Origin of the sequence: Massilia atriviolacea, from assembly GCF_003953935.1 — a bacterium.
GTDB classification, from domain to species: domain Bacteria; phylum Pseudomonadota; class Gammaproteobacteria; order Burkholderiales; family Burkholderiaceae_D; genus Telluria_A; species Telluria_A atriviolacea.
Window position 1 is genome coordinate 322,290 of record NZ_RXLQ01000008.1, and the last position, 24,871, is coordinate 347,160.

At 56.3% G+C, this 24,871-nt stretch carries 19 protein-coding genes, 8 tRNA genes and 1 pseudogene; 21 read left to right on the forward strand and 7 right to left on the reverse strand.

The annotated features are described in order from the left end of the window. Nucleotides 1-9 precede the first annotated feature (9 nt). From uvrC to EJB06_RS17340, 11 genes are all read left to right on the forward strand, one after another. Nucleotides 10-1,914 carry an excinuclease ABC subunit UvrC gene (gene uvrC, locus EJB06_RS17290; protein ID WP_126075262.1) on the forward strand — a complete coding sequence of 635 codons (1,905 nt, stop codon included), beginning with the start codon at nucleotides 10-12 and terminating at the stop codon, nucleotides 1,912-1,914. A 122-nt stretch (nucleotides 1,915-2,036) separates the two neighbouring features. Further along, nucleotides 2,037-2,621 (forward strand): CDP-diacylglycerol--glycerol-3-phosphate 3-phosphatidyltransferase, encoded by a 585-nt coding sequence (pgsA, locus tag EJB06_RS17295; RefSeq protein ID WP_126075263.1) that lies wholly within the window; start codon nucleotides 2,037-2,039, stop codon nucleotides 2,619-2,621. Nucleotides 2,622-2,702: 81 nt separating this feature from the next. Next, a tRNA-Gly gene (locus tag EJB06_RS17300) sits at nucleotides 2,703-2,778 on the forward strand. A 75-nt stretch (nucleotides 2,779-2,853) separates the two neighbouring features. Beyond that, nucleotides 2,854-2,929: transfer RNA gene (locus EJB06_RS17305), tRNA-Gly, on the forward strand. A gap of 54 nt (nucleotides 2,930-2,983) precedes the next feature. Then, nucleotides 2,984-3,059 (forward strand) — tRNA-Gly (locus tag EJB06_RS17310). 54 nt (nucleotides 3,060-3,113) lie between these two features. Further along, a tRNA-Gly gene (locus tag EJB06_RS17315) sits at nucleotides 3,114-3,189 on the forward strand. 54 nt (nucleotides 3,190-3,243) lie between these two features. After that, nucleotides 3,244-3,319: transfer RNA gene (locus tag EJB06_RS17320), tRNA-Gly, on the forward strand. Nucleotides 3,320-3,373: 54 nt separating this feature from the next. After that, nucleotides 3,374-3,449 (forward strand) — tRNA-Gly (locus EJB06_RS17325). A gap of 42 nt (nucleotides 3,450-3,491) precedes the next feature. Continuing rightward, a tRNA-Gly gene (locus EJB06_RS17330) sits at nucleotides 3,492-3,567 on the forward strand. 66 nt (nucleotides 3,568-3,633) lie between these two features. Beyond that, a tRNA-Cys gene (locus tag EJB06_RS17335) sits at nucleotides 3,634-3,707 on the forward strand. A 177-nt stretch (nucleotides 3,708-3,884) separates the two neighbouring features. Beyond that, nucleotides 3,885-4,946: a site-specific integrase gene (locus EJB06_RS17340; RefSeq protein WP_164557949.1), complete on the forward strand. Its 1,062-nt coding sequence runs from the start codon at nucleotides 3,885-3,887 to the stop codon at nucleotides 4,944-4,946. 1 nt (nucleotide 4,947) lies between these two features. Here EJB06_RS17340 and EJB06_RS33095 read toward each other — a convergent pair whose 3' ends face one another. Beyond that, the gene (locus tag EJB06_RS33095) at nucleotides 4,948-5,289 is read right to left on the reverse strand and encodes a helix-turn-helix domain-containing protein (RefSeq protein ID WP_126075265.1); all 342 of its coding nucleotides are present in this window, start codon (nucleotides 5,287-5,289) and stop codon (nucleotides 4,948-4,950) included. Between the two features lie 1,185 nt (nucleotides 5,290-6,474). On the opposite strand from EJB06_RS33095, the gene EJB06_RS17350 reads away from it, so the two are divergent. Next, a complete protein-coding gene (locus EJB06_RS17350) occupies nucleotides 6,475-6,948 on the forward strand; it encodes a hypothetical protein (RefSeq protein WP_126075266.1) in 474 nt (157 codons plus the stop codon). A 34-nt stretch (nucleotides 6,949-6,982) separates the two neighbouring features. Here the strand turns inward: EJB06_RS17350 and EJB06_RS17355 are convergent, their stop codons facing one another. Both EJB06_RS17355 and EJB06_RS17360 read right to left on the reverse strand, forming a co-directional pair. Further along, complete coding sequence (locus tag EJB06_RS17355; RefSeq protein WP_126075267.1) at nucleotides 6,983-7,561, reverse strand: IS66 family transposase; 579 nt, start codon at nucleotides 7,559-7,561, stop codon at nucleotides 6,983-6,985. Between the two features lie 21 nt (nucleotides 7,562-7,582). Beyond that, a complete protein-coding gene (locus EJB06_RS17360) occupies nucleotides 7,583-7,768 on the reverse strand; it encodes a hypothetical protein (RefSeq protein ID WP_126075268.1) in 186 nt (61 codons plus the stop codon). Here EJB06_RS17360 and EJB06_RS17365 point away from each other — a divergent pair. The 9 genes from EJB06_RS17365 to EJB06_RS17400 all read left to right on the forward strand — a co-directional run bounded on the left by EJB06_RS17365 (nucleotide 7,763) and on the right by EJB06_RS17400 (nucleotide 16,680). Then, nucleotides 7,763-8,020 (forward strand): IS66 family transposase, encoded by a 258-nt coding sequence (locus tag EJB06_RS17365; RefSeq protein ID WP_370660135.1) that lies wholly within the window; start codon nucleotides 7,763-7,765, stop codon nucleotides 8,018-8,020. The two genes, EJB06_RS17360 and EJB06_RS17365, sit on opposite strands and share 6 nt — an antisense overlap. A 268-nt stretch (nucleotides 8,021-8,288) precedes the next feature. After that, nucleotides 8,289-10,556, forward strand: coding sequence for a type VI secretion system Vgr family protein (locus EJB06_RS17370; RefSeq protein WP_229427134.1), 2,268 nt, complete (start codon nucleotides 8,289-8,291; stop codon nucleotides 10,554-10,556). A gap of 11 nt (nucleotides 10,557-10,567) precedes the next feature. After that, nucleotides 10,568-11,857, forward strand: a complete 1,290-nt coding sequence (locus EJB06_RS17375; RefSeq protein WP_126075270.1) for a hypothetical protein — start codon at nucleotides 10,568-10,570, stop codon at nucleotides 11,855-11,857. After that, nucleotides 11,854-12,378, forward strand: a complete 525-nt coding sequence (locus tag EJB06_RS17380; protein WP_126075271.1) for a DUF6484 domain-containing protein — start codon at nucleotides 11,854-11,856, stop codon at nucleotides 12,376-12,378. The genes EJB06_RS17375 and EJB06_RS17380 overlap by 4 nt, the downstream gene beginning before the upstream one ends. 10 nt (nucleotides 12,379-12,388) lie before the next feature. Next, the gene (locus EJB06_RS17385; RefSeq protein ID WP_164557950.1) at nucleotides 12,389-13,483 is read left to right on the forward strand and encodes a DUF2169 family type VI secretion system accessory protein; all 1,095 of its coding nucleotides are present in this window, start codon (nucleotides 12,389-12,391) and stop codon (nucleotides 13,481-13,483) included. Continuing rightward, entirely contained in the window at nucleotides 13,480-14,538 is a 1,059-nt protein-coding gene (locus EJB06_RS31920) for a hypothetical protein (RefSeq protein WP_164557951.1), read from the forward strand. Before EJB06_RS17385 ends, EJB06_RS31920 begins: the two co-directional genes overlap by 4 nt. Before the next feature lie 25 nt (nucleotides 14,539-14,563). Continuing rightward, the gene (locus EJB06_RS31925; protein ID WP_164557952.1) at nucleotides 14,564-14,953 is read left to right on the forward strand and encodes a DUF4150 domain-containing protein; all 390 of its coding nucleotides are present in this window, start codon (nucleotides 14,564-14,566) and stop codon (nucleotides 14,951-14,953) included. 3 nt (nucleotides 14,954-14,956) lie between these two features. Next, a complete protein-coding gene (locus EJB06_RS17395; protein ID WP_126075274.1) occupies nucleotides 14,957-15,733 on the forward strand; it encodes a hypothetical protein in 777 nt (258 codons plus the stop codon). Nucleotides 15,734-15,786: 53 nt separating this feature from the next. Continuing rightward, on the forward strand, nucleotides 15,787-16,680 hold the full coding sequence (locus EJB06_RS17400; RefSeq protein WP_126075275.1) for a beta propeller repeat protein: 894 nt from the start codon (nucleotides 15,787-15,789) through the stop codon (nucleotides 16,678-16,680). Between the two features lie 151 nt (nucleotides 16,681-16,831). On the opposite strand, the pseudogene EJB06_RS33100 reads toward EJB06_RS17400, so the two are convergent. From EJB06_RS33100 to EJB06_RS17425, 4 genes and pseudogenes are all read right to left on the reverse strand, one after another. Next, a pseudogene (locus EJB06_RS33100) lies at nucleotides 16,832-18,117 on the reverse strand (IS4 family transposase). An 871-nt stretch (nucleotides 18,118-18,988) separates the two neighbouring features. Next, complete coding sequence (locus tag EJB06_RS17410; protein ID WP_126075276.1) at nucleotides 18,989-19,912, reverse strand: hypothetical protein; 924 nt, start codon at nucleotides 19,910-19,912, stop codon at nucleotides 18,989-18,991. A 3-nt stretch (nucleotides 19,913-19,915) separates the two neighbouring features. Then, nucleotides 19,916-23,383: a hypothetical protein gene (locus EJB06_RS17415; RefSeq protein WP_126075277.1), complete on the reverse strand. Its 3,468-nt coding sequence runs from the start codon at nucleotides 23,381-23,383 to the stop codon at nucleotides 19,916-19,918. A gap of 1,283 nt (nucleotides 23,384-24,666) precedes the next feature. Then, the coding region (locus EJB06_RS17425; RefSeq protein ID WP_164557953.1) for an ATP-binding protein at nucleotides 24,667-24,871 on the reverse strand (205 nt) is incomplete at its 5' end.

Here is a 24,871-nt window from a genome sequence, read left to right on the forward strand (position 1 = left end):
GATTCTGCAATGACCGATGTGACTCCCGAACTTCCAGACGCCGCGGCGCCCGTCGCCGACCCCGGCGCGGCGGCCGCGGCCGCGCGCGAACAGGTGCTGGCCACCGTCGCCAAACTCCCCGGCCTGCCGGGCGTGTACCGCTATTTCGACGCCAACGATGCGGTCCTGTACGTGGGCAAGGCACGCGACCTGAAAAAACGCGTGTCGAGCTACTTCCAGAAGAATCTGTCCAGCCCGCGCATCGCCATGATGGTCGAGCGCATCGCGCGCCTGGAGACCACCGTCACGCACAGCGAGGCCGAAGCGCTGATCCTCGAAAATAACCTGATCAAGACGCTCAAGCCGCGTTTTAACATCCTGTTCCGCGACGATAAGTCCTATCCCTACCTGAAGATCACCGGCCAGGACGTGCCGCGCATGGCTTACTACCGTGGCGCGGTCGACAAGAAGAACCAGTATTTCGGGCCGTTCCCGAGCGCCTGGGCGGTCAAGGAATCGATGCAGATCCTGCAGAAGGTGTTCATGCTGCGCACCTGCGAGGACAGCGTGTATGCGAACCGCACGCGCCCCTGCCTGCTGCACCAGATCGGCCGCTGCAGCGCCCCCTGCGTGGACCTGGTCACGCGCGAGCAGTACAAGATCGATGTCGACAACGCCGCCAAATTCCTGCGCGGGCGCCAGGGCGAAGTGATGGCCGACCTGGAAGCGAAGATGCACGCGTTTGCGGGCGAACTCAAATTCGAGCAGGCCGCCGCCGTGCGCAACCAGATCCAGTCGCTGGCGCGCGTGCTGCACCAGCAAAGCATGGAGACCGGCGGCGACGCCGATGTCGACATCATCGCCGTGGTGGTGCAGGGCGGGCGCGCCTGCGTCAACCTGGCCATGGTGCGCGGCGGGCGCCACCTGGGCGACCGCGCCTATTTCCCGACCCAGGTCAGCGACGCCGCCGCGATTGCGGAAGGCTCGATCGAGGTCGAAGTGCTGGCCGCCTTCCTGGCGCAGCACTACAGCGAAAAGTTCATTCCCGGGGTGCTGATCCTGAATATCGAATTCGACCAGCCGGCCCTGATGCTGGCGCTGACCGAACAATGCGGGCACCGCATCAACCTGATCTTCCAGCCGCAGGGACAGCGCCGCCAGTGGCTGGAGATGGCGCAGAAGGGCGCCGACATTTCGCTGGCGCGCCTGCTGTCGGAGCAGGGCTCGCAGCAGTCGCGCACGCGCGCCCTGGCCGAAGCGCTGGCGCTCGACGCCACCGACCTCGATGCCCTGCGCATCGAGTGCTTCGACATCAGCCACACGCAGGGCGAGGCGACCCAGGCCTCGTGCGTGGTATTCCATCACCACGCCATGCAGAACGGCGAGTACCGGCGCTACAACATCAACGGCATCACGCCGGGCGACGATTACGCGGCCATGCGCCAGGTCCTGATGCGGCGCTACGAAAAGGTCGCCAACGGCGACGGCGTCATGCCCGACGTGGTGCTGATCGACGGCGGCAAGGGCCAGATCGAAATGGCGCGCCAGGTGTTCGCCGAACTGGGCCTGGACATCTCGCTGATCGTCGGCGTGGCCAAGGGAGAAGGGCGGCGGGTCGGCCTGGAGACCTTGATGTTCGTCGACGGGCGCGCCTCGCAGGAACTGGGCAAGGAATCGGCGGCGCTGATGCTGGTCGCCTTGATCCGCGACGAGGCGCACCGCTTTGCCATCACCGGCATGCGCGCCAAGCGCGCCAAGACGCGCCAGACCTCGCGCCTGGAAGAGATCGAGGGCATCGGCGCCAAGCGCCGCCAGAAGCTGCTGGCGCGCTTCGGCGGCCTGCGCGGCGTGGTCGATGCGAGCGTCGAAGACCTGATGTCGGTGGAAGGCATTTCGACCCAGCTGGCCGAAGAGATCTACAAGCAGCTGCACTGACGGTATTGACGCGGGCCGTGCGCATGGGGCGGCGCGCACGGTCCAAACTGGTTAAAACACCGTGGGCAAGGTAGACTAGCGGCGCAAGCATCTATCAACGCTTAACCAGTGCGCCCCCCTCTATGCCCTTTAATATCCCGATTCTCCTGACCTGGTTACGTGTAGCCCTGATTCCGCTCGTGGTCGGCGTGTACTACCTGCCGATCCACTGGCTGCCGCGCTCCGACCAGGACATGGCGGCCACGCTGGTCTTCGTCATCGCCGCCGTCACCGACTGGTTCGACGGCTTCCTGGCGCGCCGCTGGAACCAGACCTCGGCCTTCGGCGCCTTCCTCGACCCGGTGGCCGACAAACTGATGGTGGCCGGCGCGCTGCTGGTGCTGGTGCACCTGGACCGGGTCGACCACTTCATCGCCTTCATCATCATCGGGCGCGAGATCGCCATTTCGGCGCTGCGCGAATGGATGGCGCAGATCGGCGCCTCGCGTTCGGTGGCGGTCAGCTCGATCGGCAAGATCAAGACCGCCGCCCAGATGACCGCCATCCCGCTGCTGCTGTGGCACGACATGCTGTTCCGCTTCATCGACACCCAGCAGCTGGGCGAATACCTGATGATCCTGGCCGCCGTGCTGACCGTCTGGTCGATGTTTTACTACATGCGCCTGGCCTGGCCGCTGATCAAGGAAAAGGGCGGCATGATGGATTGATCGTCGAAATCGGCTATCGATCCTTGACAGGCAGTTCAGATCCTCTATAATGCCGCCCTGTTGTGACGATGTTGTAACAAAGCGGGAGTAGCTCAGTTGGTAGAGCGCAACCTTGCCAAGGTTGAGGTCGAGAGTTCGAGACTCTTCTCCCGCTCCAGATACTTGGAGAAAACATCGTAGCTTATCCTTGAAATATTGCTTAGTTTCTGCGATAATCATGGTCTTGAAAAATGCGGGAGTAGCTCAGTTGGTAGAGCGCAACCTTGCCAAGGTTGAGGTCGAGAGTTCGAGACTCTTCTCCCGCTCCAGTTTTCAGGCGCTGGCTTTCAGTGGCAGTAAGTAGTAAAATGCAGGACTCCAATGCGGGAGTAGCTCAGTTGGTAGAGCGCAACCTTGCCAAGGTTGAGGTCGAGAGTTCGAGACTCTTCTCCCGCTCCAGTTTTCAGGCGCTGGCTTTCAGTGGCAGTAAGTAGTAAAATGCAGGACTCCAATGCGGGAGTAGCTCAGTTGGTAGAGCGCAACCTTGCCAAGGTTGAGGTCGAGAGTTCGAGACTCTTCTCCCGCTCCAGTTTTCAGGCGCTGGCTTTCAGTGGCAGTAAGTAGTAAAATGCAGGACTCCAATGCGGGAGTAGCTCAGTTGGTAGAGCGCAACCTTGCCAAGGTTGAGGTCGAGAGTTCGAGACTCTTCTCCCGCTCCAGTTTTCAGGCGCTGGCTTTCAGTGGCAGTAAGTAGTAAAATGCAGGACTCCAATGCGGGAGTAGCTCAGTTGGTAGAGCGCAACCTTGCCAAGGTTGAGGTCGAGAGTTCGAGACTCTTCTCCCGCTCCAGTTTTCGGGATTGGCCGTAATTAGTAAATGCAAGACTCCAATGCGGGAGTAGCTCAGTTGGTAGAGCGCAACCTTGCCAAGGTTGAGGTCGAGAGTTCGAGACTCTTCTCCCGCTCCAGAATTCGAAAGGGAAGCATCGCTTCCTTTTTTTGTCACCCCACCGAGGGTGGCGCAGCAAGTCTCTGGCGAGGTAGCAAAGAGGTTATGCAGCGGCCTGCAAAGCCGTTTAGACGGGTTCGATTCCCGTCCTCGCCTCCAGAAAATCAAGGACTTAGCTCACTATGAGCTGGTTCGAACAAGGGTTGCACCTCCCGGCACGGGAGGTGCGCCTCCATCAAAACGGCCTACTGGCCGTTTGACTTTTCAGCGTTTGAATCCTATGTTGGATTCATGGCCTCGATAAAAACCACTCCCTCAGGTACCTTCCAGCTTAGCGTGAAGAACAAACTGTTGCCCAAAACATTCTGGGCCACGTTTGACACTTTCGAAGAGGCAAAGCGTTATGGGCAGCAGCTTGATGGCTTGCTGGCGCAAGGCATTGTGCCAGCAAGTCTGCTAGAGCCGCGCAAGGGCCCGTCGACGTCCTGGTCGCTGAAGCGATGCATAGCTGAGTATGTCCGTGCCAATACGTTACCGGTATCGGAAACCAAGCTCCTCGGCACCATCGAAAATCAGATGTTGGGCGTGACCAGTGCCAACATGAATTTTGAGTGGGCCGAGAGCTGGATTCGTACCATGAAACGGCAGCTCAACCTGGCTCCGTCCACGATCCGGCATCGCCATGGCGCGTTGGCGCGCTGTCTTGACTGGATCCTTCGAACGCGCCCGGAAATCCTTGCACAGAATCCTCTGCGTTTGCTTAAACGCGGCTTCGCTGCCTATTCCGTGGACGATGAACGGCATGTCCTGGCGAACGGCGGTACTGTGAAAGTGGATACGGAGCGTGATCGACGTCTCGATCCTGAGGAAGAGGAGCGTGTGCTTGCAGTTCTTGCGGATGCGTCTCCCGAACGGACTTTCTTCATTCTTGCGCTGGAAACGGCGATGCGTATGCGCGAGTGCTATACGCTGCTTGTCGGCCAGGTGAGCACCAAGAAGCGGACAATTCATCTTGAGCGGACGAAGAATGGGGACGACCGCCAAGTTCCGCTTTCCACGCCCGCGCTGGCGCTACTCGCCGAGTACATGTCGGCGAATGCGGACCATATCGCGAAGCGTGAGGGCCGGCTGTTTCCGTTCTGGAGCGGGGATGCGTCTGTCTACGTACTTGACGCGACCACCGCGGATTTGTCGGCCAAGTTTAAAGCGCACTTTACTGCAGCAAAAGTGGAGGACTTCGGCTTTCACGACCTTCGGCATGAAGCGACATGCCGACTGTACGAGAAGACCACGCTGTCGGATGTATTGATCGCTAAAATCACTGGCCACCGTGATCTGCGAATGCTGAAACGCTATGCCAGCTTGCGAGGGAGCGACCTGGCAGCGCGATTGTGGTAGCTCACTTGGTGGTGTCGCGCGGTAGTGGCAAGCAGGAGAGAGCGGGTAGAGCAGGCGGTGCGCTACGCTTCGGCTTAGTCATTAGCACTGCGGCCGGGGCGGTGTTCTGAGCATTGACTCGCCGTGCTGCAGTATCTTCATCTATTTTGGCGCGGAGAAAAGTTAGGACGTCCGCGCGCAGGAAAATCCAGGCCTTTCCAACCCTGGTGCCAGGCAGCAGGCCGGCGCGGGCTAACTGCATGATCGTCTCAGCATCTGCGTGCAGGAAGCAGGCGACGTCAGCAACAAGCATTGTTTCCTCATTGCCGCCTGTACCTACAGTTTTATTGGATGCATTAGGCATGTCATAAGCCAATGAGTTTTGTATAAATATTATAATACAAAATCCATTAATGTCGGGTCTGGTCTCACGATAGCCGTCTGGGCATGATCTACCTCATACGGCGGTCACGGGCTGGCATCGGTACCGTGTCACATAAAAACATCTTTTCGTTCTCCGTGAAGACCAGCCGCTCCAGCATTTCCGCTGTGTTAGGCAGTAACGCCCCCGCGAGACACTTCCGTACACAGTCACTGAAGTGCTCACCCACGTTTAGTATCCGTTCGCGAACGGGGGGACGGGCTTTGAAAAGCGCGTAAATTTGGTTTTTGCTGGCGGTTTCCCCTCCGACTCCCTCCGATCAGCCCGCCATCAGCGGCGATCACTGGCACTGGCGTGCGCCATCCCCTTCCTGTAGACGCCTTTACTGAGCATGACCTGCGCAGACGTGCTTCGCGCCATGCCGTCGCTTGCCCCGGCGCAGTCGGGGTCCGGCCGCCGTCCTGCCGGACGACATGGCGCGCCACTGGCGTCAGCTTCTCGATGGGCCACTGATGTGTTGCGTTTGCGCCAAGAATAGTTGCGGGGATGATATGGACTGCGGGGAGGGGTAAAACGGTATTGCCGCACAGAGGCGGGCGCGACATCCAAAACCGGCAAGTTTAACCGTGTCGCGCCCTGCATTCCAGAGCAAGGGATGCCCTTGAAGTATCTCCCTGGAAGACCCTGTTGTTCATCTTTGTCCGGCTTGACGGAGCAAGCCGATGGAGACTGTGGCCCGCCTCTTCCTGTGCGCCAGATGCCGCAAGCAGGTGTGCATATGCAGTGCCTGTGATCGCGGCCAGCAGTATTGCGGCGAGGACTGCGCTCTTACAGCCAGACGCCTATCGCTGAAGCCGCCGGCCGGCGCTACCAAAGCACCCGCCGGGGCCGTGCCAGGCATGCCGAACGGATGCGCCGCTATCGCGCCAAAAAGCAAATAGTGACGCATAACAGTCCCCCCGCACCGGCTCCGGATGCTTTACTGCTGTTGTGCTTGGGCGTGATCGTAGCTGCCGCAATTGCGGTGCCCGCTGTGCCGGCGGGGCGGACACGGTGCTGTCATCTTTACGGACGGCCGTGCTCGGTGTTCATGCGATTGAATTTCTTGTGCGGTCGCGTTGCTTAAGCGCCGTAAGCGGGCAGCCGGCCGCCGCCAAGGAGGCAACAGTGGCCATTCACCTTGAAACAACGGTGCAGATACTACGCCTTTACCATGCCGAGAAATGGCGTTGCGGCACCATCGTGTGCCATCTCGGCGTGCATTACAGCACTGTCGAACGGGTGCTGGCGCAAGCGGGCCTGCCGCGCATTGCTTCGCAGCGGGCGGCGTTGATCGACGACTACCCGCCGCTCATCCTGCAGACGCTGGAGAAATATCCGCAGCTCACGGCAAGCCGTCTGTACGGCATGGTGCGCGAACGCGGCTATGTGGGCGGGCTCGACTATTTCCGGCGTCAGGTCGCGCGCCACCGTCCTCGCAACGCGGTCGAAGCGTACCTGCGTCTGCGCACACTGCCGGGCGAGCAGTGCCAGTGCGACTGGGCTTCGTTCTCTCACCTGATGGTAGGACGCGCGCGGCGGCCCTTGATGGCCTTCGTGATGGTGCTGTCATGGGTAAGCGGGAGATTTACCCCACCTTGACTGTTTCAAACCGTCGGACCAGCAGGCCCGCAGCTTAGTTTTTCTTGAAATTAAACGGCAGCAGATCGGTGACGTCAGCGCCGGCTTGCCTGCATGGCAGCTCGGTCAGAATATGGCGCAGGTAGGCATACGGCTCGATACCACAGGCCCACATGTAGGACTGACTTTGCGCGCTGCGCCCGTCTTCCTTGAGTACCTGCACCCTGGTTTCGTCGCCATGGATTACCGGGCACTGGCGCAGCACCTGGCGCATTGCTTCATACAGCGGTGTCGCCATCACCCCGGCCTTGATCGCCCATTGCGACAGCGTGGTGCGTGCCACCTCCACTTCGCCGCGCAGCAGGGCTGCGTGCATCCGATACATGGGAGTGCCATCGACGTACTTGGCAGTGAGCACCGTCGCCAGCGTCGAGGCACTGGCGATACTGCCCGGCATCGGCTGAGCCGGCATTGGGCTGGTGATGATCGTGCTCGCTTCAGCGTGGCGGTCGCAGTGGCGGCAGCCGTATTTGAAGCGCACGTGCTGCAGCACCTGGACCGTGGCTGGAATGATGTCGAGCTGTTCGCTGATTTCCTCGCCATGCGGTGCAGGCCGCCATGGCAGCAAGCGCATACCTTTTCTGCCTCGGGCAGTTCATGTTTGTCGCGCTTGCACGGCGCTCGCCTGCATTTCGAGCGCCGCCGCATGCGCCGCCAGCGCAGATGCTTGCTGTTCCAGCGCCGACGTGTGCTCCTGCAGCGCCGACGTGTGCGCCTTTAGCCCGCGAACATAGTCGCGAAGCTCGGGCGGCAGGGTGGCAAGGAGGTCGGGGTGGTGCATCCAGTTACCTTACCAAAACGGTTTGCGTTCATTGCAGAGCCCACCATCCCGTTCACGAACAACATCGCTGAGCCGGCGTTGCGTATGTCCGAGGTCAGACAGAAAATATCGGGATGCTTCCGCACCATCGCCGGCGCCGACAACTTCTGCAGCATTCGCTCCTGCCTCGACACTCTACGGAAACAGGGGCACAGCATGCTGGAAGTGCTGCGCCGCGCATTTGCTGGCGATCCGATCAGGCCAACTGCGTAGCGGCTGAATAGTTACAAAATATCAATAATTGGAGCTAATCATGCTATGATGACATTGTTGTGCTACTCAGGTTGTGTGCCCAAGAAGTAATCGCTATCGCACGACCTTCCTCTTGCTTTTACATTCTCACCATCAAGTTTACCGTTAAATGTTGAGTTCGTTGGACGATAGGTCAGCGACCTTTTTCAGGCCAGACCTTGCCGATGCCGCAGCCCGAAGAAATAGCTGCCACCGATAACGACCACCCATCATGGATAGGAAATCAGGCATGAGCGAAGCTTCGTTGACATTACAAAATCTCGCTAATCGCCGTCAACATAACCGTTTGCTCCGGCTTTCGTTCCCCAACAGCGATGGGCCTTCAAGCTTGCTCGTGGTTAATGCACTGGAGGCGTACGAATGCATCTCCAGACCATTCGAATTTACCGTCGAGTTACTTGCTGATGATCCAAACATTCCGCTCAAGGCGTTGCAGGGCAAGATGATGTGCGTGCAAATGGTCCGCAAAGACGGCACCATGCGTTACTTTACTGGCAGGGTCTTTAGCTTCGGGCTGAAAACCGTCGATGGCGGAGTGTCCTACTACGAGGCGAAACTGGGCCCATGGTATAAATACCTCACCCTGCGCAAAGATAACTACCTGTTCCATTCCACCACAATGTACCAGCAGACGGCCAGCATTTTCGCCGACTATGGCGGGCTCGCCGAATGGGACTGGCGCGTACAGGGCGCGACCGATGTGCTGACCGATTGCTGCCAGTTTGACGAGAGCGACCGCAATTTTCTGGAACGTCGCTGGGTTGCCAATGGCATCATCTATTGGTTCGAGCATACGGCATCCGGACACAGCCTGATTCTGTCGGACGACTCGACCGGCGCTTTCCCGATCGACGGTGGGCCGGTCGTCCCTTTCCAACGCCACGGCGGATCGGTGGAAGAGGATGGCATCGGCGAGTGGTCGCCCGGACGGTCGCTTGTCGTCGGCAGCGTCGCGCTCGCCGCTTACGATTTCAAGTCGCCAAGTCCAGTCTTGTCGTCATTGCCAAGCCTTAATCAGCAGGGCGATGTGCTCAACATCGAATCCTACGAATATACCGGGGCGCTGGGGTTCAAGGGCGGCGCGGGCGGACGAACGCTGGCCCAGCTGCGCGTGGAGGAAGTGGAAGCGTCGGGCAAACAATTCGATGGAGCGGGCAACTGCCGGTACGCGATGCCGGGACGGTGGTTCCGCCTCACAGGGCACTTCGACTGCGGCGATGGACCGGCGGATGCACAGGCAAACGAATTTCTGATCACCGAGGTGTGTCACAGAGCATCGAACAATTATCACGTTAGAACGACTGCGGAGTCCCACTACCAGAATCGGCTGACGTGCATCCGGAAAATCATTCCTTATCGCGCAAGCCGCGATCACAACAGTGTCGAAACCAAGATCCATGGCGTGCAAACGGCCACGGTGGTTGGCCCTGAGGGCGAGGAAATTCACACGGACGAATATGGCCGGGTCCGGGTGCAGTTTCATTGGGATCGCGTCGGCACGAACGACGAAAAGAGCTCCGCCTGGATTCGCGTGGCGACCCCGTGGGCTGGTTCGAATTTCGGCATGACCTCGATACCGCGCATCGGCACCGAGGTCATCATTCAATTCCTCGACGGTAATCCGACACGGCCCATCATCACCGGCATGGTGCCCAACGCGAACAACATGCCTCCTTGGCCGCTGCCAGCCAACAAAACGCAGAGCGGCATCCTGTCGCGCTCAACTCCGGGCGGCGCTTACGACAACGCCAACGCCTTGCGATTCGAAGACATGAAAGGCAAGGAGCAGCTCTGGCTGCACGCCGAAAAGGACCAACTGACCGAAGTCGAGCACGACGAGGACAAATGGGTGGGCAACGACCGCCGCAAAACGATCGATCGTGACGAAACCACCCTCGTCAAGCGGGACCGCACCGAAACGGTGAACCGTGACGAGACTATCACCGTGCACCATGACCGCACTGAAACCGTCGACAACAACGAAACGATCACGATCCACAACAACCGCAGCGAGCGGGTGGACCACGATGAGAAGATCAGCATCGGCGACAACCGCAGCGAGGACGTGGGCAAGAACGAGACCATCGACATCGGCGGCAACCGGACCAAGTCGGTTGTGAAGAACGAGAAGGATACGATCGGCAAGAACTGGTCGATCAAGGTTACCAAGATGAAGACCGAAACCATAGGCATGGCCTACATGCAGAACGTCGGCATGGGCCGGATGGAAAACGTTGGTCTTGGTTACAACCTGAATGTAGGCATGATCATGGCAACCGTGGTCGGTGGCAATCAGACGACCTCGGTCGGCAAATCCATCTCCATTGGCGCCGGCACCGAGATCGCGGTCACTGCTGGCGACGCGTTGTCCATCACGGTGGGCAAGGCCAGTCTGATGATGAAGGCCGATGGCAGCATCGCCATCAACGGCACCGAGATCAATATCAGCGCCTCGGGCACGGTAGCGATTAAGGGCAAAGACATTCAGAATAACTAAGGGGAACCGACTTGCGATCCGACTCTCCCGGCTCACCTTCCTCTACGGGGATCGCCGTCGTCGTCCGACGCCATATTGAAGAAGCAGCGACCCGCTGGTGGCGTCGCGACTCGGCCTATGTCGACAATCCACGCACGCGTTTTCAGGTCTTGGTCGGATACGACGAAACGATCGATGCGCATCTGGATGGCATGCAGGTGGCAGGCCAGTTTGGAATGGACCTGATCGACCGGGCGCTTGCCGTCCAGGCGCCCGACCTCTCCGCCGATATCTTCGCCGCGCTCGCGCTCGCGTATCTGAGCGATGACGACGTCATTGTCGCGAGGATGTTTGCCAAGGTGGAGCATCTCCCCGGCGCCGCCTGGTCGCTCGAAGGCGTCTTTGCCTGGCTCGATACCCGCCGTGTCAGCGCGGCGGTGGAGGCACAACTGGCCGCTAGCGATTCACGCTATCGCGATGCGGCGCTCGCCCAATGTCACACGCACCGGCTGTCCGGCGGAGTACATCTGGCCAAAATTCTGGACGGAAGCTCGCTGGACCTGGTCGCGAGGGCCTTGCGCACCGCAGGTGAATGCGGACGGGTCGATTTGCTTCCCTCAGTACTCGACTGGCTCGAACCCGGCCGGGAGTCGAGTTCCGCGATCCGGTTCTGGGCCGCGTGGGCGGCGACCTTGCTGGGAGGGTTCAACGATGCGGTGGCCGGCGAGTTGCAGACGATCGTGGAACAGGGTGGCAGCAATCAACGGGCCGCGCTGCGACAGCTTTGCCTGTCGCTGCCGCGTCCGCAATTGCTGGCGTATCTACAAAAGCTGTCGCCATCGGCGATGAGTCCGAATTTGCTGATCGAGGCAATTGGCTGGAGTGGCGATGCGAGCTTTGCGCCCTGGCTGCTGGAGCAGATGCGCATCCCGCCGCGCGCCGCCATGGCTGCGGAGGCATTTCGCCTGATAACCGGTTTCGATTGCGATCAGGATCAAGGCGATGCCAGCCTAGCGCCGCCGGACGACATCCCGGTTCCCAGGGCCGGAGAGGCCGAGTATCCCTATCCAGATATCGCGAAAGTCTCGGCATGGTGGCATACCTATGCGGCGCACTTCAGCGGTCATTCTCGTCTGTTCTTGGGCATGCCACTCGGTGTCGACCTGCTTACCAAGGTTTTCAGGCGGGGCGAGCAGGCACACCGTGAACTTGCGGCCTTCCATTGGGTCCTGCTGCGTCCTGGCAGCACGCTGCTGCCAAGCCGTGCACATAGCGCCATTCAGTGGCGGCGCTTGCTTCAACTTAAGGAGAGTTCTTCATGATCGTGACAAATATGCCCGACCTTGGTACGGCGGCAACGGCTTGTGCGCAAGAGAATGACCATATCGCGGCAGCGACATCGCCCGTCACCGGTCTGGTGATCGGCACCCTGGCTGGCTGGAGCAACGATGGTTTGCCACTGGTCAACTTCGATGGAAATCCGGCCCAAGGTCCGGCACCCGCGCGCGCGTTTGCGGCGCTGACGTCAGCGGATATCGGAAAAATGGTAGCGCTGCAATTCGAACGGGGCGATCTCGGCCAGGTTGCCGTGATGGGCGTTCTGCATCGCTCCGCGCGGCAGAACGAGCCCGCTTCCCCGCTGCTGCTACCGCCGTCGGCGCTGCAAGTGATCGAGAACGGGGACGAGCTCAGGCTCGTCGCAAATCGAAAGCTGACCTTGCAATGTGGGCGCGCCAGCATCACGCTCGATGTGGACGGCAGCGTCGAGATCCGAGGGCAGGATTTGCTCTCCCGCGCAGCCGGTCAGAACCGGATCAAGGGCAGCTCGGTTTCGCTTAACTGAAGACTTGTCTATGAAAATCATTAACCACACCGGGGCCGCGGCCGGCTACATGGCTGCGGCGGACAAGAGCGGGCGCCAGCATCTGCTGGTCGTCGTCAAGGCGACGTACCGTTTGCCGTTGGGCGGAGAAGCGGCGCAACTGCTGGACGCCCAGATCGCACCCACGCAGGCCGATACCGCCACCGGTGAGCCTGGCATGTCGGCGCCGGAGTACGAATGCGATTATGTGCTGACCAAGCCGCGCTGCGAGGTGCTGCTGCTCGGCAGCGCTTATGCGCCGCAGGGCAAGGCCGCGCAACGGGTCGGTGTAGGTATTCGGGTCGGCGAGGTCAGCAAAGCCTTTCATGTGTACGGCAAGCGTGCTTGGCGTGCCAGCCTGCTTGGCGTCTCGGTGGGACCGGCGCAGCCGTTCACGCGCCAGCCGATCAGCTATGACATCGCCTTCGGCGGTATCGAGAACAATCCTGGCAAGGGCGACAAGCGGGCAGTGTATCCGGCCAATCCGATCGGACGTGGCTTTCAAAAGAAGATGCAGCGCTCCCTTGTCGACGGCGCGCCCATGGCGCAGACCGAGGCTGTGGGCGTGCCGGTCAAGCATCCCCGAAAGGCATACCGGCCGATGGGCTTTGGTCCCATTGGCCGCAACTGGACTGAACGGCTGCAATATGCCGGCACCTACGACGCTGCCTGGCAAAAAAATGTCTTTCCCTTTCTGCCGCGCGATTTCGATGAACGCTATTTTCAAAGCGCGCCACCGGACCAGCAGCTCGATGCGCTGGTCGGGGGCGAAACGGTCACCTTACTTAACCTGACTCACCCCGCGATCACGCCATCTGGCCGTCTGGACTTTACCTTGCCCTCGCTTGCGCTCAGCATCACGATTCATCCAGCCGGCGGATCACCGGAGACCGTGCCCGCACGCGCCGATACAGTGCTGCTGGAACCCGACCTGCAGCGCTTCAGCATCGTCTGGCGCGTCGCCCGGCCGCTGCGTCGCAGTCTCGACGAAATCCGCCAGGTGGAGATCGGCGCGCCCGAGCTGCCCGACCAGGTCTTCGATCCGACTGAATGCTGCCGTGCGCCCGCTGCGCAGATTCGCTTATGAGCGCGCAGGCGATCGCGGTCCGCAGTGCCGGGCTGGTTACCGGTGTCGGCTTCAATACCGCGTCGGCCTGCGCAGCCTTGCGCTGCCGGCTGAACAATTTTTTTGAACTGGGCTTCGTCGATCAGGAGCACGAACCCTTGATCGGCGCACCGGTGCCTTGGGAAGACAACGGGCCTGGCGTGGAGAAGCTGTCGCGCATGGCCGCATCGGCGATCCGCCAGGCCCTGGCCACGGATCCGCACGTTTCGCTGGCAGCGACGCCGCTGCTGCTTTGCGTGGCCGAGCCCGAACGGCTTGGACGATTGAACGACCTGGACAGCGGTTTGTGGCGCCAACTCGAAATGCAGCTGGGCCAGGATCGGCACGTCGATTCCCGGATGGTGGCGGAAGGACAAACCGGGGTCGCCAACGCGCTTGCCATTGCCCGCGACCTGCTGCTCGGCAAAGGTCACGAGGCCGTTATCATCGTCGCAGCCGATACCTTCATCAATCGCGGCACGATCGTGGGCAATCTCGACGCCGGGCGCCTGCTGGCAAGCGGCATTCGCGCCGGGTTCATCCCGGGCGAGGCTGCCGGGGCGTTGCTCGTGCTGCGCAGTGACAGGCAGCGCGACGTTGAATTGATTGTGTTCGGGCAAGGCAAGGCGCTCGAATCGGCCAACTGCGATAGCGACATCCCCTTGCGCGGCGACGGGCTGACAGCGGCTATCACGCAGGCGCTGGCGGAGGCGAAAGTGCGCGCTGACGATGTACACCTGTGCTTGTCGGACGCGAACGGCGAGGCCTATCGTTTTGAAGAGCTGGCACTTGCCCAAACACGTACGCGCATCGCCACGCCACTGTGGCTTGCGGCGGAAAGCGTGGGCGAGACGGGCAGTGTGGTCGGTTGTTTGCAATTCGCTTGGCTTCTGCAAGCGCAAAAGAAAAATTACCTGCATGGGAACTATACGCTTTGCCTCGCAGGCAATGATGGAGGATTACGCACTGCCCAAATCGCCGCGTTCCGCTACAGCCAAGCGTACCGTGCGACAGCCGAAGCATCCCGATCGATGTAAACACCACAGTAACGAGGACATCAATATGGCGCATGAAGTGTATGCCAATGGGCACGAGGTAGTTGCAAAGGCTGGGGATAGCGTCACGCGGGCGAATTTCCCCGATGTTTGCTTCAGTCCTCCATATCCAGCGAAGGTTGGGGTGCCTGTTCCGTATCCGAACACGGCTTACGCGAAGGACACCACTAACGGGTCACGGTCTGTGTTCATCGGAGGCAAGGAGATAATGCAGCGAGACAAATCGTATCTGAAAGTAAGTACCGGCGATGAAGCGGCGACCGAGAATTTCAGGAAAGGGATCGTGTCCCAAGTCATCAAAGGGAAATGCTACTTCAAGTCTTGGTCGATGAATGTCTTCGTCGAGGGCTATAACGTTTGCCGCGACAACGACTTCACCACCAACAACCACGGCTGAGCCATGGTTATTGCCCCAACTATAGTTCTGACCGCAGGAGCAGCTGCGGTACTTACCGCTGTCGTCGTTGTCGTTGTCGTCGTGGTTGTCGTTGTTGCTGTGGCTAAGCTTTGGTCATGGTTATCGGAGCCAGAGGGGATAGTAGAAGTCGGCCCCATTACCGAATTTCGGACGCTCACCGATGAAGAAATTGAGGCCAGACTTCCCAAACCTGCCCCGCCCGTTTTGGCACCCGAGCCTGAGCCTGACCCTCCACCGGAACCTGAGCCAGAGAAGAAGCCAGGCAATGTGCCGCCAATACCGCATGTCGGCAAAGAAGAAGAGAAAAAGGATGAGTGCAAGGAGCAACGTAAGAATTATCCTGTGCACCAGTATAAGGACGCCGCTATATATGCGAAGAAGCCAAAGCAGTCTCATCATGTGATACAGAACGCGCATTTTTGGGAAAGGGGCGCTCCGCTCGAAAAAATTTGTAAAAATTATGACAAAAAAGAAGCGCCATGTATTGGCCTGGTCGGGCCGTCAACGGATCCCAGCACAGACCATGGTATCGTCACCGATATGCAGAATGCGGATGCTAGGGCGGCGCGCGCGAGAGGGAAACCGATGACCTTCGGAGAAGCAATGAAAAATTCGGAAGAGCAGCTGAGAGCGGCGAACGTACCTGAGGCGGACATCGTCTGCATTATGGCGCAAGTGCTCGCTTATTTTAAGGCGACATGTCCGGAAATTTCAAACGACACCGTTGTTCGCACCCCGTATGAGGACTTTGAATATTAACTAACTCGTATTGTCGGATATTTTATAGATATCATTCCAGCCGGAGATGTGCAATGAATGCAAAGACAGATGATGAAATAGAGTCCGCTTTAAACGGAGCAATAGAAGGCAATGCGTTAGGTGAGTATCTTTTAATGGGCAACTGGAATTATGCGCCAGTTGAACCAGGAAAAATTACTTGTTGCATAGTCGCAGTAAGTTCTGCACAGCCGGAACTAAGTTGGAAAGTGCATTACAGTATGAAGGTTTGGGGAACCGTGATTAGCAGGGTGAGTCCTGTTTGCTACGTACTCGGAACGGGCAACGGAGAGATTGTCCGAGTAACAGGAGAATCGCGTGAGACGTTTCAAACCGATACTGTTGGAGCAATTCACGGCATCTGGATTCGGAACGGTTTGGATTGCTGGTTTACTCACCGCGACGGACTGTCGCTTTGGCAAGGGGGAGCGGTTTCTAAATCCGTTGCGGGTGGAAGGCTTTACGGAATTCATGGACTGCAATCTGACTTCGCAGTGGCAGTGGGGATGGTAGGCAAAGTGATGCGTTTCGACGGCAGTAACTGGCGTGAAGTCGATTCCGTACCGACGAATAAGATGCTCGTCGCCGTCCATTGCATTTCAAATAAAGAGATCTATATTGGCGGGAGAAGCGGCTCGCTATTCCGGTGGGACGGAGGGGATCGCTGGACGAAAATTAAAGTCATTGGTGATGATCACTCGATTGTCGAAGAAAGCATCTACACCATTACTCAATATCTTGGCGATATATATGTGGGCTTGGGCTATTACGGTCTCTATAGAATAGCTGGCAATGAAGCGAGAAAGGTAAAAGGTGTCTATTCCAGCAAGGCAAACGTTGTCGAAGGCAAGCTACTTGTCACCGGGGACGATTCGTTCGCTGAATTCGACGGAACAACCTGGAGGACAATTTCGGTCAGGCTGCCATAAGTGCCGTCTCAAAAACCACAAAAAATTAATCTCTCTACAATAAAAAGTGGGAGACGTAGGAGTTCCCGTGTGGAGCCATCCATGCCATCGTTAGTTTGCAATGACCCCTACTTACCCATGCTTTTATACACAAGTCCGTCCACCCATCCCTTCACGTAGCGCTCGCAAGGTTTCTGCCGAGGCGTGGACTTGATAGAGTCCCTTTCCAGATCGTCTTCACGCCAGGCTCGCCATCACCGCTGCTGGCAAGGAATCCGCCGATTCGAGCAATGAGGCGCACGACGTCGTTCAAGCTCGGTGGGGTGGCTGGCATCTTCATCTTGTTCAGCAAGTGCGCCCCGCGAATCTCGTCCGCATCGAAGAACAAGGCTGCATTAAGATCGGGGCAATTGCGCCCTTTGCGCATCAGGTAGGCCACGCGCCATGCCACCACCATGAACAAGGCCAGCGCCCGCTCCAGGCGGTCAATTGCCGCCAGCTGCAGTTGCTCGACTTCGCACCCGTTCTTGAGCACATTGAAATAGACTTCGATTTCCCACCGGGCACGGTACCAGTCAATCAGCTGCGTGGCTTGTTGCAGTGTGCTCGCCATGTGGTTCGTCAGCCGTCGCCATTCAACCGGTGTCGCGCCGGCTGGCGCGTCAACTTCGCGAGCAATGACGCACGTTGCTCGATCTGTCCTTTCTTTCCGTCGCTTATCAGCACTGGCCGCGCTCACAATTGCTGCCGCACTTCGCGCCCCTTCTGCTTTTCGCGCCCACCCATGGTGAAGCTGATCTCGCCAAGTGCAGCGCCATCGGTGGTGGCGCCCCAAAGCTTGGTCGTGTCATCGTCAACCAGGCAGCGGTCATGCTGGGCCCGCACCAGCCAGTCGGCGGGCGTGCCCAACTCACGCGCAACACGCATCATTTCGACCATGTCCGCTTCGCGGTCAGCCACATAGACAAGGCGCGTACCGGGCAGTTCCGCCGCCTGCTCGGCGATGCGCTCATATCCTTCAACCCAGCGGCGGCTCTCTTTCAGCCCCGGCCGCACGCCATCTTTGTCGCGCTTTTCGCGCGCCCACATCCACGCGTCGAGCAGGCCAAGCGGTTCACGATCCGGCGTGACGGCATAGGTCGGATGCAAGTACATCCCGCGTTGCGCTTCGTAGCTCAGCGGTCCCAAGCCAGCGATCTCGTGGCCATTGAAATCCAATTCGGTCGTGTCCTGAATGCACAGCACGACTGCATGCGCGGCCATGCGCTCCTGGGTGCGCACCCAGTGCGGCGCCAGGATATCTTCCCACGTCACATCAGCATTCGAGAGAAATCGATACGCTGCACAGGTCTCGCTCCAGCTGTCGCATGCCTCCGGGATGCTGGCCGCCGGTTTGGCCGAAAAAGTTTCCATCAATGTTTTCGCCCTATTGTTGAGGCGAGCATCGCCAAGATCCATATCCGCAAACTCCGCGTCCGTCCACCGCTGTGCTACCTTGTCCAATGCGCCGCCCAAAAGGCAAGAGTAAACGCGAACTCAGCGAAGTTTACAAACCCCTCGGCCAACTCTTTGAATGTAAACGACTTTCTCAGGCGCTACGGACTTGTGTATAAGGGCATGGGTTTGAAGCCCGCGACTGTCAGGTCAAATTCAGCTGTTCAATGTGGTGATTTTATCGCGCCACGCCTCCTTCCCGTCGATTAGTGTTTGCACCGGTGTTCGGCCGCAGCAGATTGGAGAACTTTCTGAATGTCGTCCAAAGATAACACCTTACCGCCGAACAGCGGTTCAGACAGGCATTTGAGCGCCTCAAGGCCGACGAACCGAACGTTCTGCCCAAGGGCACGTCGGTGTGGCAAAATAATGTCGCAAAGAAGGCGGATGTCGGCCCGACCGCCTTCAAGAAAGCCCGCTTCCCAGCATTAATAAGGGGGATTCAAGCCTATGTCGAGCTTCATGGTGCCGAGCGGACGTTATCCAAACGCCAAATAACGCTCAAGGATCGCGCTGCAAGGAAGGGACTGAAGGACCGCCTTGACAAAGTATCTCGCCAGCGGGATCTTGCTCAGTCTAAGCTCGCGAGTGCACATCGGCGCATCGTAGAACTTACAGACCAAGTGAGGCGCCTTGAGCAGGTCGTCGAAGAGGTGCGTCCTACGCCCAACCCTATGTTTCGCTGACCGGTTGCCACGCCAACAGCACACTTTTCGTCAGAGAAGTATGGCTTTCCGTAAATTCTGACGCCACATAGAATTTGTACAACGAAAGGCGCGGACAGATTTTCCAGTTAGAGGCTGCTGCACCATGTTTTCCAACATTAGCCAAGCGTTCAGTTCACTTCCTTTAAAATCTGTACCTTTCTATCTGCCAACTCTGCCAGTAAGGCCTCGCGCGAATAAGGTTTGGCATTATTCAGATCGCAAGCAATCTTAAGCAACTCCTGAACAGCACTCCCAGGAGCAATATTGAGCTGGGACATGACATCGCGACCATCAATGGGCAGTATTCCCATTTGATCTGCCAGCATCGCAGTCTCTACTAATTTTCGCCCTTCGCGCTCAAGATCAGCTTCTTCAGTCTGATAATCGAACGCTCCCCTCCATTTATCATAATGGCGCTTTCGAAACTTCGTTGCATCAAAATTATCTCGCCCCCAGTCCGCGGCGACTTCTTCAATGATCTTGTCAAATTTATGTGGCGGGAAATATCTCTTTATCCGCAACTGCCATTGCTCAAGAATTTGCTCAAAAGCCTCATTAGTCTCAATAAATCTTATTATTTTCTCCAAGGTCCGAAAATAATTGAGCGCTTCTAAAATGATTAGCTGTAGCAACGTCGACCAATGATGCTCATCGATTGGCAAATGAGTTCCACATTTTTCCTTAAACCATGATTCACAAGCGTTTTGAATTGAGTTTGAGTGACTATCCGTAAAATTAAGATTATGCTGACAATATGTTCTGAGCTGTTGGATTCTGTCGCGATGATCTCTCAATAGCGAAATATTCATCGAAGCAGCTTCGGCATGCGCACCAAGAAAATCACCCCCCAGCTTTCCCACCTCGAAGTAATGAACATATAGCCAAGAAACGACTCGAATGAATCCTAACTCAGACGGTTCAAGTCTCGGCAATTGAAGTGAAACAAGCCCAAAAATTGGTCCAATATCACTAAAACCAGAAGAAATTCGATTTATAGTATCACGGAGCTTGAGCACTTCATACATCGCCCCATCCACTTTGAGATGATCCATGAATTAGCTCCGATTACCGCTTTTATAGTGGCGAATGTGGTCTGCAGTGGGCGCAATGTAATTAAATGCAATATGGAAGTCACTTAATTGCTCATCACGTCGGATTTCTTCTCTACCGAATTCTTTTGGGAAGAAAGAAATTTTCTTCCTCAGTTTTTCTACGAAAACTTCCCCCTTACTTCCATCGTCCGCAACATAAGCAACTGTGCCATTGAATGTTAATGGCACACCATCTGAAGAAGACGCAAGATATGTCTTCATGATGCGCCTACGCCCAGTTACTCTATCCGAGATTCTCTGCAACTCGCCCCAGATCGCTAAGGCATCGTCGTAATACCCGAGCTGCCATTTGCAAATTGCCTGCAGGTAGATCAAGAACGGATTTTCATATTCTCCGTCTAATGCAATCAAGTTCTCTAAGATGGATAACACGTGCGACCACTGCTTGCCGTCGAATGGCAAACATGTTCGTTCATCCGGATAGAACGAAAGCCCAGACTTTGCTCCCCACCAATATCGCAAATATAAATATTGGCATTTGGCATCATTGCGAATAGCATCCGAATGTTCAGCGAGGTAATTTGCTGCATTCTCGTATCTTGCAACGGCGGCGGCATCCATTACTTCATCTGCTGACGGCACCCCTCCAGCTATCGTTACTGCTTGTAGATAATAGCCAATCGTCGATCCCATTTCCTCCAATGCTTTGAGGGATTTTTCAAGTAGCGCATCGTCACTTAGCAACTTTGCGAACTCCATACGTCTACCCTCTAACTTTTCCCGATCGCGCTTATTGATGTCATCACCATCCGCCATTGCAAAAGTATTGAAAATACTGGCAATTACTTCCAGGCGTGTATTGGAATCCAGTTCAGCGTAAGTTAATAAATCTTTCGTGCTCCAGGCGATTACATCGATTGGAAAATAATCTTCTGGCATCAGCGACTTGGCTCGCATTGCAGATTGGCGAGCTAATCCAAACTCAACAAGTATGTCCGGTAGCGGTCGGTTCGCGCGAATGAATTCACGGGCAATTGCACCATGTGTGGACGCTAACTCAACGTAAAGCATGCTTTTCAGGCGCACGTTACGAGGGGATCCGCCTATATCCTCTATCGCCTCTTGCAATACTTGTTCCGCGCGCTTCAATACATCGATCCTCGGCTGCCATTCGTCCAGATCAATTGTATCTAATACAATTGCCTCTCTCAATAGGGAAGCCTCTTGCAGCATTAAACGTGGCGATTTCACCCCGTGATCCATTCTGACTTGATTTAAAGTGTCAGCAATCTCGATATATTGATCAATGTAAAGTTTACCTTCAGGACCGTTCGGCCCAAGACTCCTTACAAACTCCGACGCAAACTGAAGTTCAGAAGTATCAAAAGAATTTTGACCACGTCGCACACTCATAATCAACTTCTTTGCGTATTCAACTTCTGCTTGCGCCCCACCTAATCGTGTCTGCGAAATAAGCTTCGCCTCCAATGCGTGGCGCGCGCCAATTGAAATATTATTTTGATTATCTTCCGACCATCTAAACAGATCGATTCCATTAATCAGTTTCGAAAAGTCAGTCACTGCAGTACTGGATAAAGATCGAAGTAGAATTTCAATCGGAACTTGAAGTCCAAACTTTCCCGGAACCATAATCAGACCAATGAACTCTTGCTCTGCAGATACCCACTCACCAGCGATGAGGTGTTGTTCGTTATGCAATGCAGCAGCGGGCTTAAATAGGCCTACTTTCTCCAATGCAGCCTGAAGAATTGTCACTGGTACCGAATCGGGCTTAATTCCATCGGCATTGCTTCGTAAAGCGACCGCAGCTACACCAGTTTCCAAATTGAGGCCAGCGCGAACTTGACCTCTAGTATCGGGCAAAAGCCGATACAGCGCGACCAAGAAGCTGGAGTCGCCTCTGTCGATGACACCTTCAAGCTTTTCCCCTAACGATGGTTCAAACGACGCTAAATAGTCTTTAAATCTATTTACTTCTGGCCGGTCAAATAGCTTCTTATTCGTGCTTTTTGATAGCCCCGCGTGAGCCAGCACAAGGTTCGCCCGCGCTTCCTTGCTTTCGTCTAATTTATAGGTGCTGCCTACGATTACCACCTTTCGACCCCTGCCCATTAGGTACTTGTGCAGGACATAGTATTGGTCAATGTCTTGCATTCCATCCCATACGAGTAAAGTAGCACCAAAGCCTGCTTCCTCTGCCCACTGGCAGAAGCTGTCAAGATCCGCATGATTAAATCGCTGACTCCGCCGCGCTATGAAAATTACCGGCACTTGATTCGTTTGTTTAATTCGTAATGCTATATTTGCGAGCGCAATTGTCTTACCAGCGCCCGTTTGGCCATGTAGAATAATTGGATCAGAGTCAAATGCGGTTGTGGTCAAGTTACGCTTAAGTCGCAGAAAGACGTCTCGCTCAAAGTCACGCTCAAAGGGCAAATTTTGAACATGTGCGGCCCAAACAGGGTGCGTCCCCGACTCCGCTAAAAAAGATCGAAAGGCCGTGTATTTCTTTTCTGGGGAAAGTTTTGGCACTCGCCCGTCAATCACTTCATCTAGAATTACACCAAAACGGGAAACCTGCGACCAATGGTGTTCCGGCACTGGAATTAGCTTGGTTCCAAGAGAAATCTGGTGGCCTTTCGCACCGATACCCAAGTCTTGGCCTAGTGGAAGGATGCCTGCCTCGATTCCGTGAGCAAGTACTGCAGTCAACGACTCACTTAATACGATTAGTTTCCCTGCTGCGATTGCATCGCAAAAATATTCGTCTTCGAGTACTTTCGGTTGCGCACTAAACATATACGCTTGGCCAGGCTCCAAAGCCATCAATACAGGGTATAACTTCTCCGGCGATAGCCAATCATCGTTTTGTCCGTAGGCCTCAATCGCAAGAATGCCCACAGGAGTCAATTGCTCAGGAATTCGCTGGAGCAACGTTGCAACATCCGGCTCCCTACGCTTTAACTCAAGAAATGTCAAAGGTGCTGTTTGTTTAACATCTTCCCTATCGATGCCACCGAATAGATAAGTTAAATGCAGGTGCGCACGATTCCGCGGGTCGATAGGCTGTAATGCCGAAGAATATAGCGGCTGCACAATGCGCCAGGGAGCACGAAATGCGCGGTTTAACATTCCGTCAATCGTGGATGTGTAAAGCCCACTCCAAGCATATTGAGCTACCTTCTCCAACCAAGATGGGACTGTCAAGAGGTTTCCTCGTTCGCTGATCCAGGCTCGCGCCGAGGCCAAGTCCTTATTGACTACGGAATCGAAAATCTTACTATAGCCACGGTAGCTCTTCTTATTGTCAAACTCATACCTCGAAAGGATGGCATCGAGAAATATATCGTGCTTTGCATCATATGCCAATGTTCTCTGCCCCAACATAAGAAATGCGGGGGAGTTGGATTGAGATAGACGCTCCAAGAAACCAGTAACACGCTTGTCCATTTTTGATTCCGATGCAAGGTATGATGACCTATTTTATGTCAATCTAGATACCTTTGGTCAATGATGTGGCTGTGCCAGTACTAAAATTATCAAGGCTGCTAGGTGGGATGGACACCTCTGTCTCAAGTAGGCCATGAAATCGATGCTGTTCGTTCACGTCGAAGCATCGCAGAGCGGAGTAAGAGCGCTTAACGATCTTTCCAGTTACTCGGAAAGCAACGACCGGGTACACTGAGGTGTACCGACCGCCCGCTTTCGGTTCCGCATTCAACCGAATCTACGGTCCGAAGTCGCAACTCAGTTCTGAAGCGTTACGATTGTCGTCGAAGCCTCTGTACAACGGCATAAAAAGTTGCAGTTTTGGAAGCACACAACTGTCAGTGACATCGAAACTGTGCTGAAAATTTACGAAGGGTTCCGGATGTTTAACTTCTTGGTGACTGGCATGGAAATCACCGAGCCGCGCGGTTCGTTAATTCTCGGCCAAGACCGCGTCTTCCTGTATACAGACCCAGATTTGAAGCAGCGATTTGCGCCTGACCGCGTGCTTGATGAAGCTGCCTTATTAGGGCTGCCGACAGTTATTACGAATGAGTCCGGCTGGGATCGTGAACGTCCTGTCCTAGCAAGGGTCGGAAAGGTGACCAAAGTACGGCGCGGTCCGAGCACCTACACTGTCGAGTATACGCTCGACGCAGACATTCCACCTATTCCGAATTCCTTGCTGGAACGGTTAGCGCCGCAGCTGCATTTCGACCTGAACACAAGGGGAGGATTTGGCGACTTCGGTACCAACCACTGGGCTGTGAAAGACGTGGACTTGTTCCGTGTGCTCTTTGCTGAAGGGGCAGGTCGTGTGAAGCCCAATGTCTTCAGTTTACCGAATGAACCCGCGAAGCAAGATTTGGTAAGCGTAATGATGCCATTCGACGCCGGTTTCAATCGGGTGTACGGAGCGTTGCAGCAGGCGGCCGCTAATGCTGGTATGCGCTGCTTGTGTCAACGGCGATTTAAAACTGATACAGTTTTCGTANGCTGGATGCCTCTGCTGCCAAGGGCCAGCGACCGAAACTGCGGGCTTAGATATGCGCGACGGGACGCTGCCCTTCTACGAGAAGAATCGAGCGGCCCTGACGAAGTCATCTTCGAGAGTGCGATGCTGCGCCTTCGAACATCCTCGTTTCTTGAGAACAGATTGTCAACGGCGATTTAAAACTGATACAGTTTTCGTAGTGCCAGCGATTTAAAACTGATACACCTCCGTCGCTGAACACAGTCCGTATTCAGCCAATTTCTGCGACATCACGCCCCCTCATCATCCCGGCCTGGCGCTGGTGCTTGAGCCGGTAGCTTTCACCGGCGATCCGCACGATGTGCGCGTGGTGCAGCAAGCGGTCCAGCAGCGCGGCGGTCAGGGTCGTGTCCTGCGCGAACGTCGTGTCCCACTGTCCGAACGGCAGGTTGCTGGTCACGATCAGGCTGCTGCGC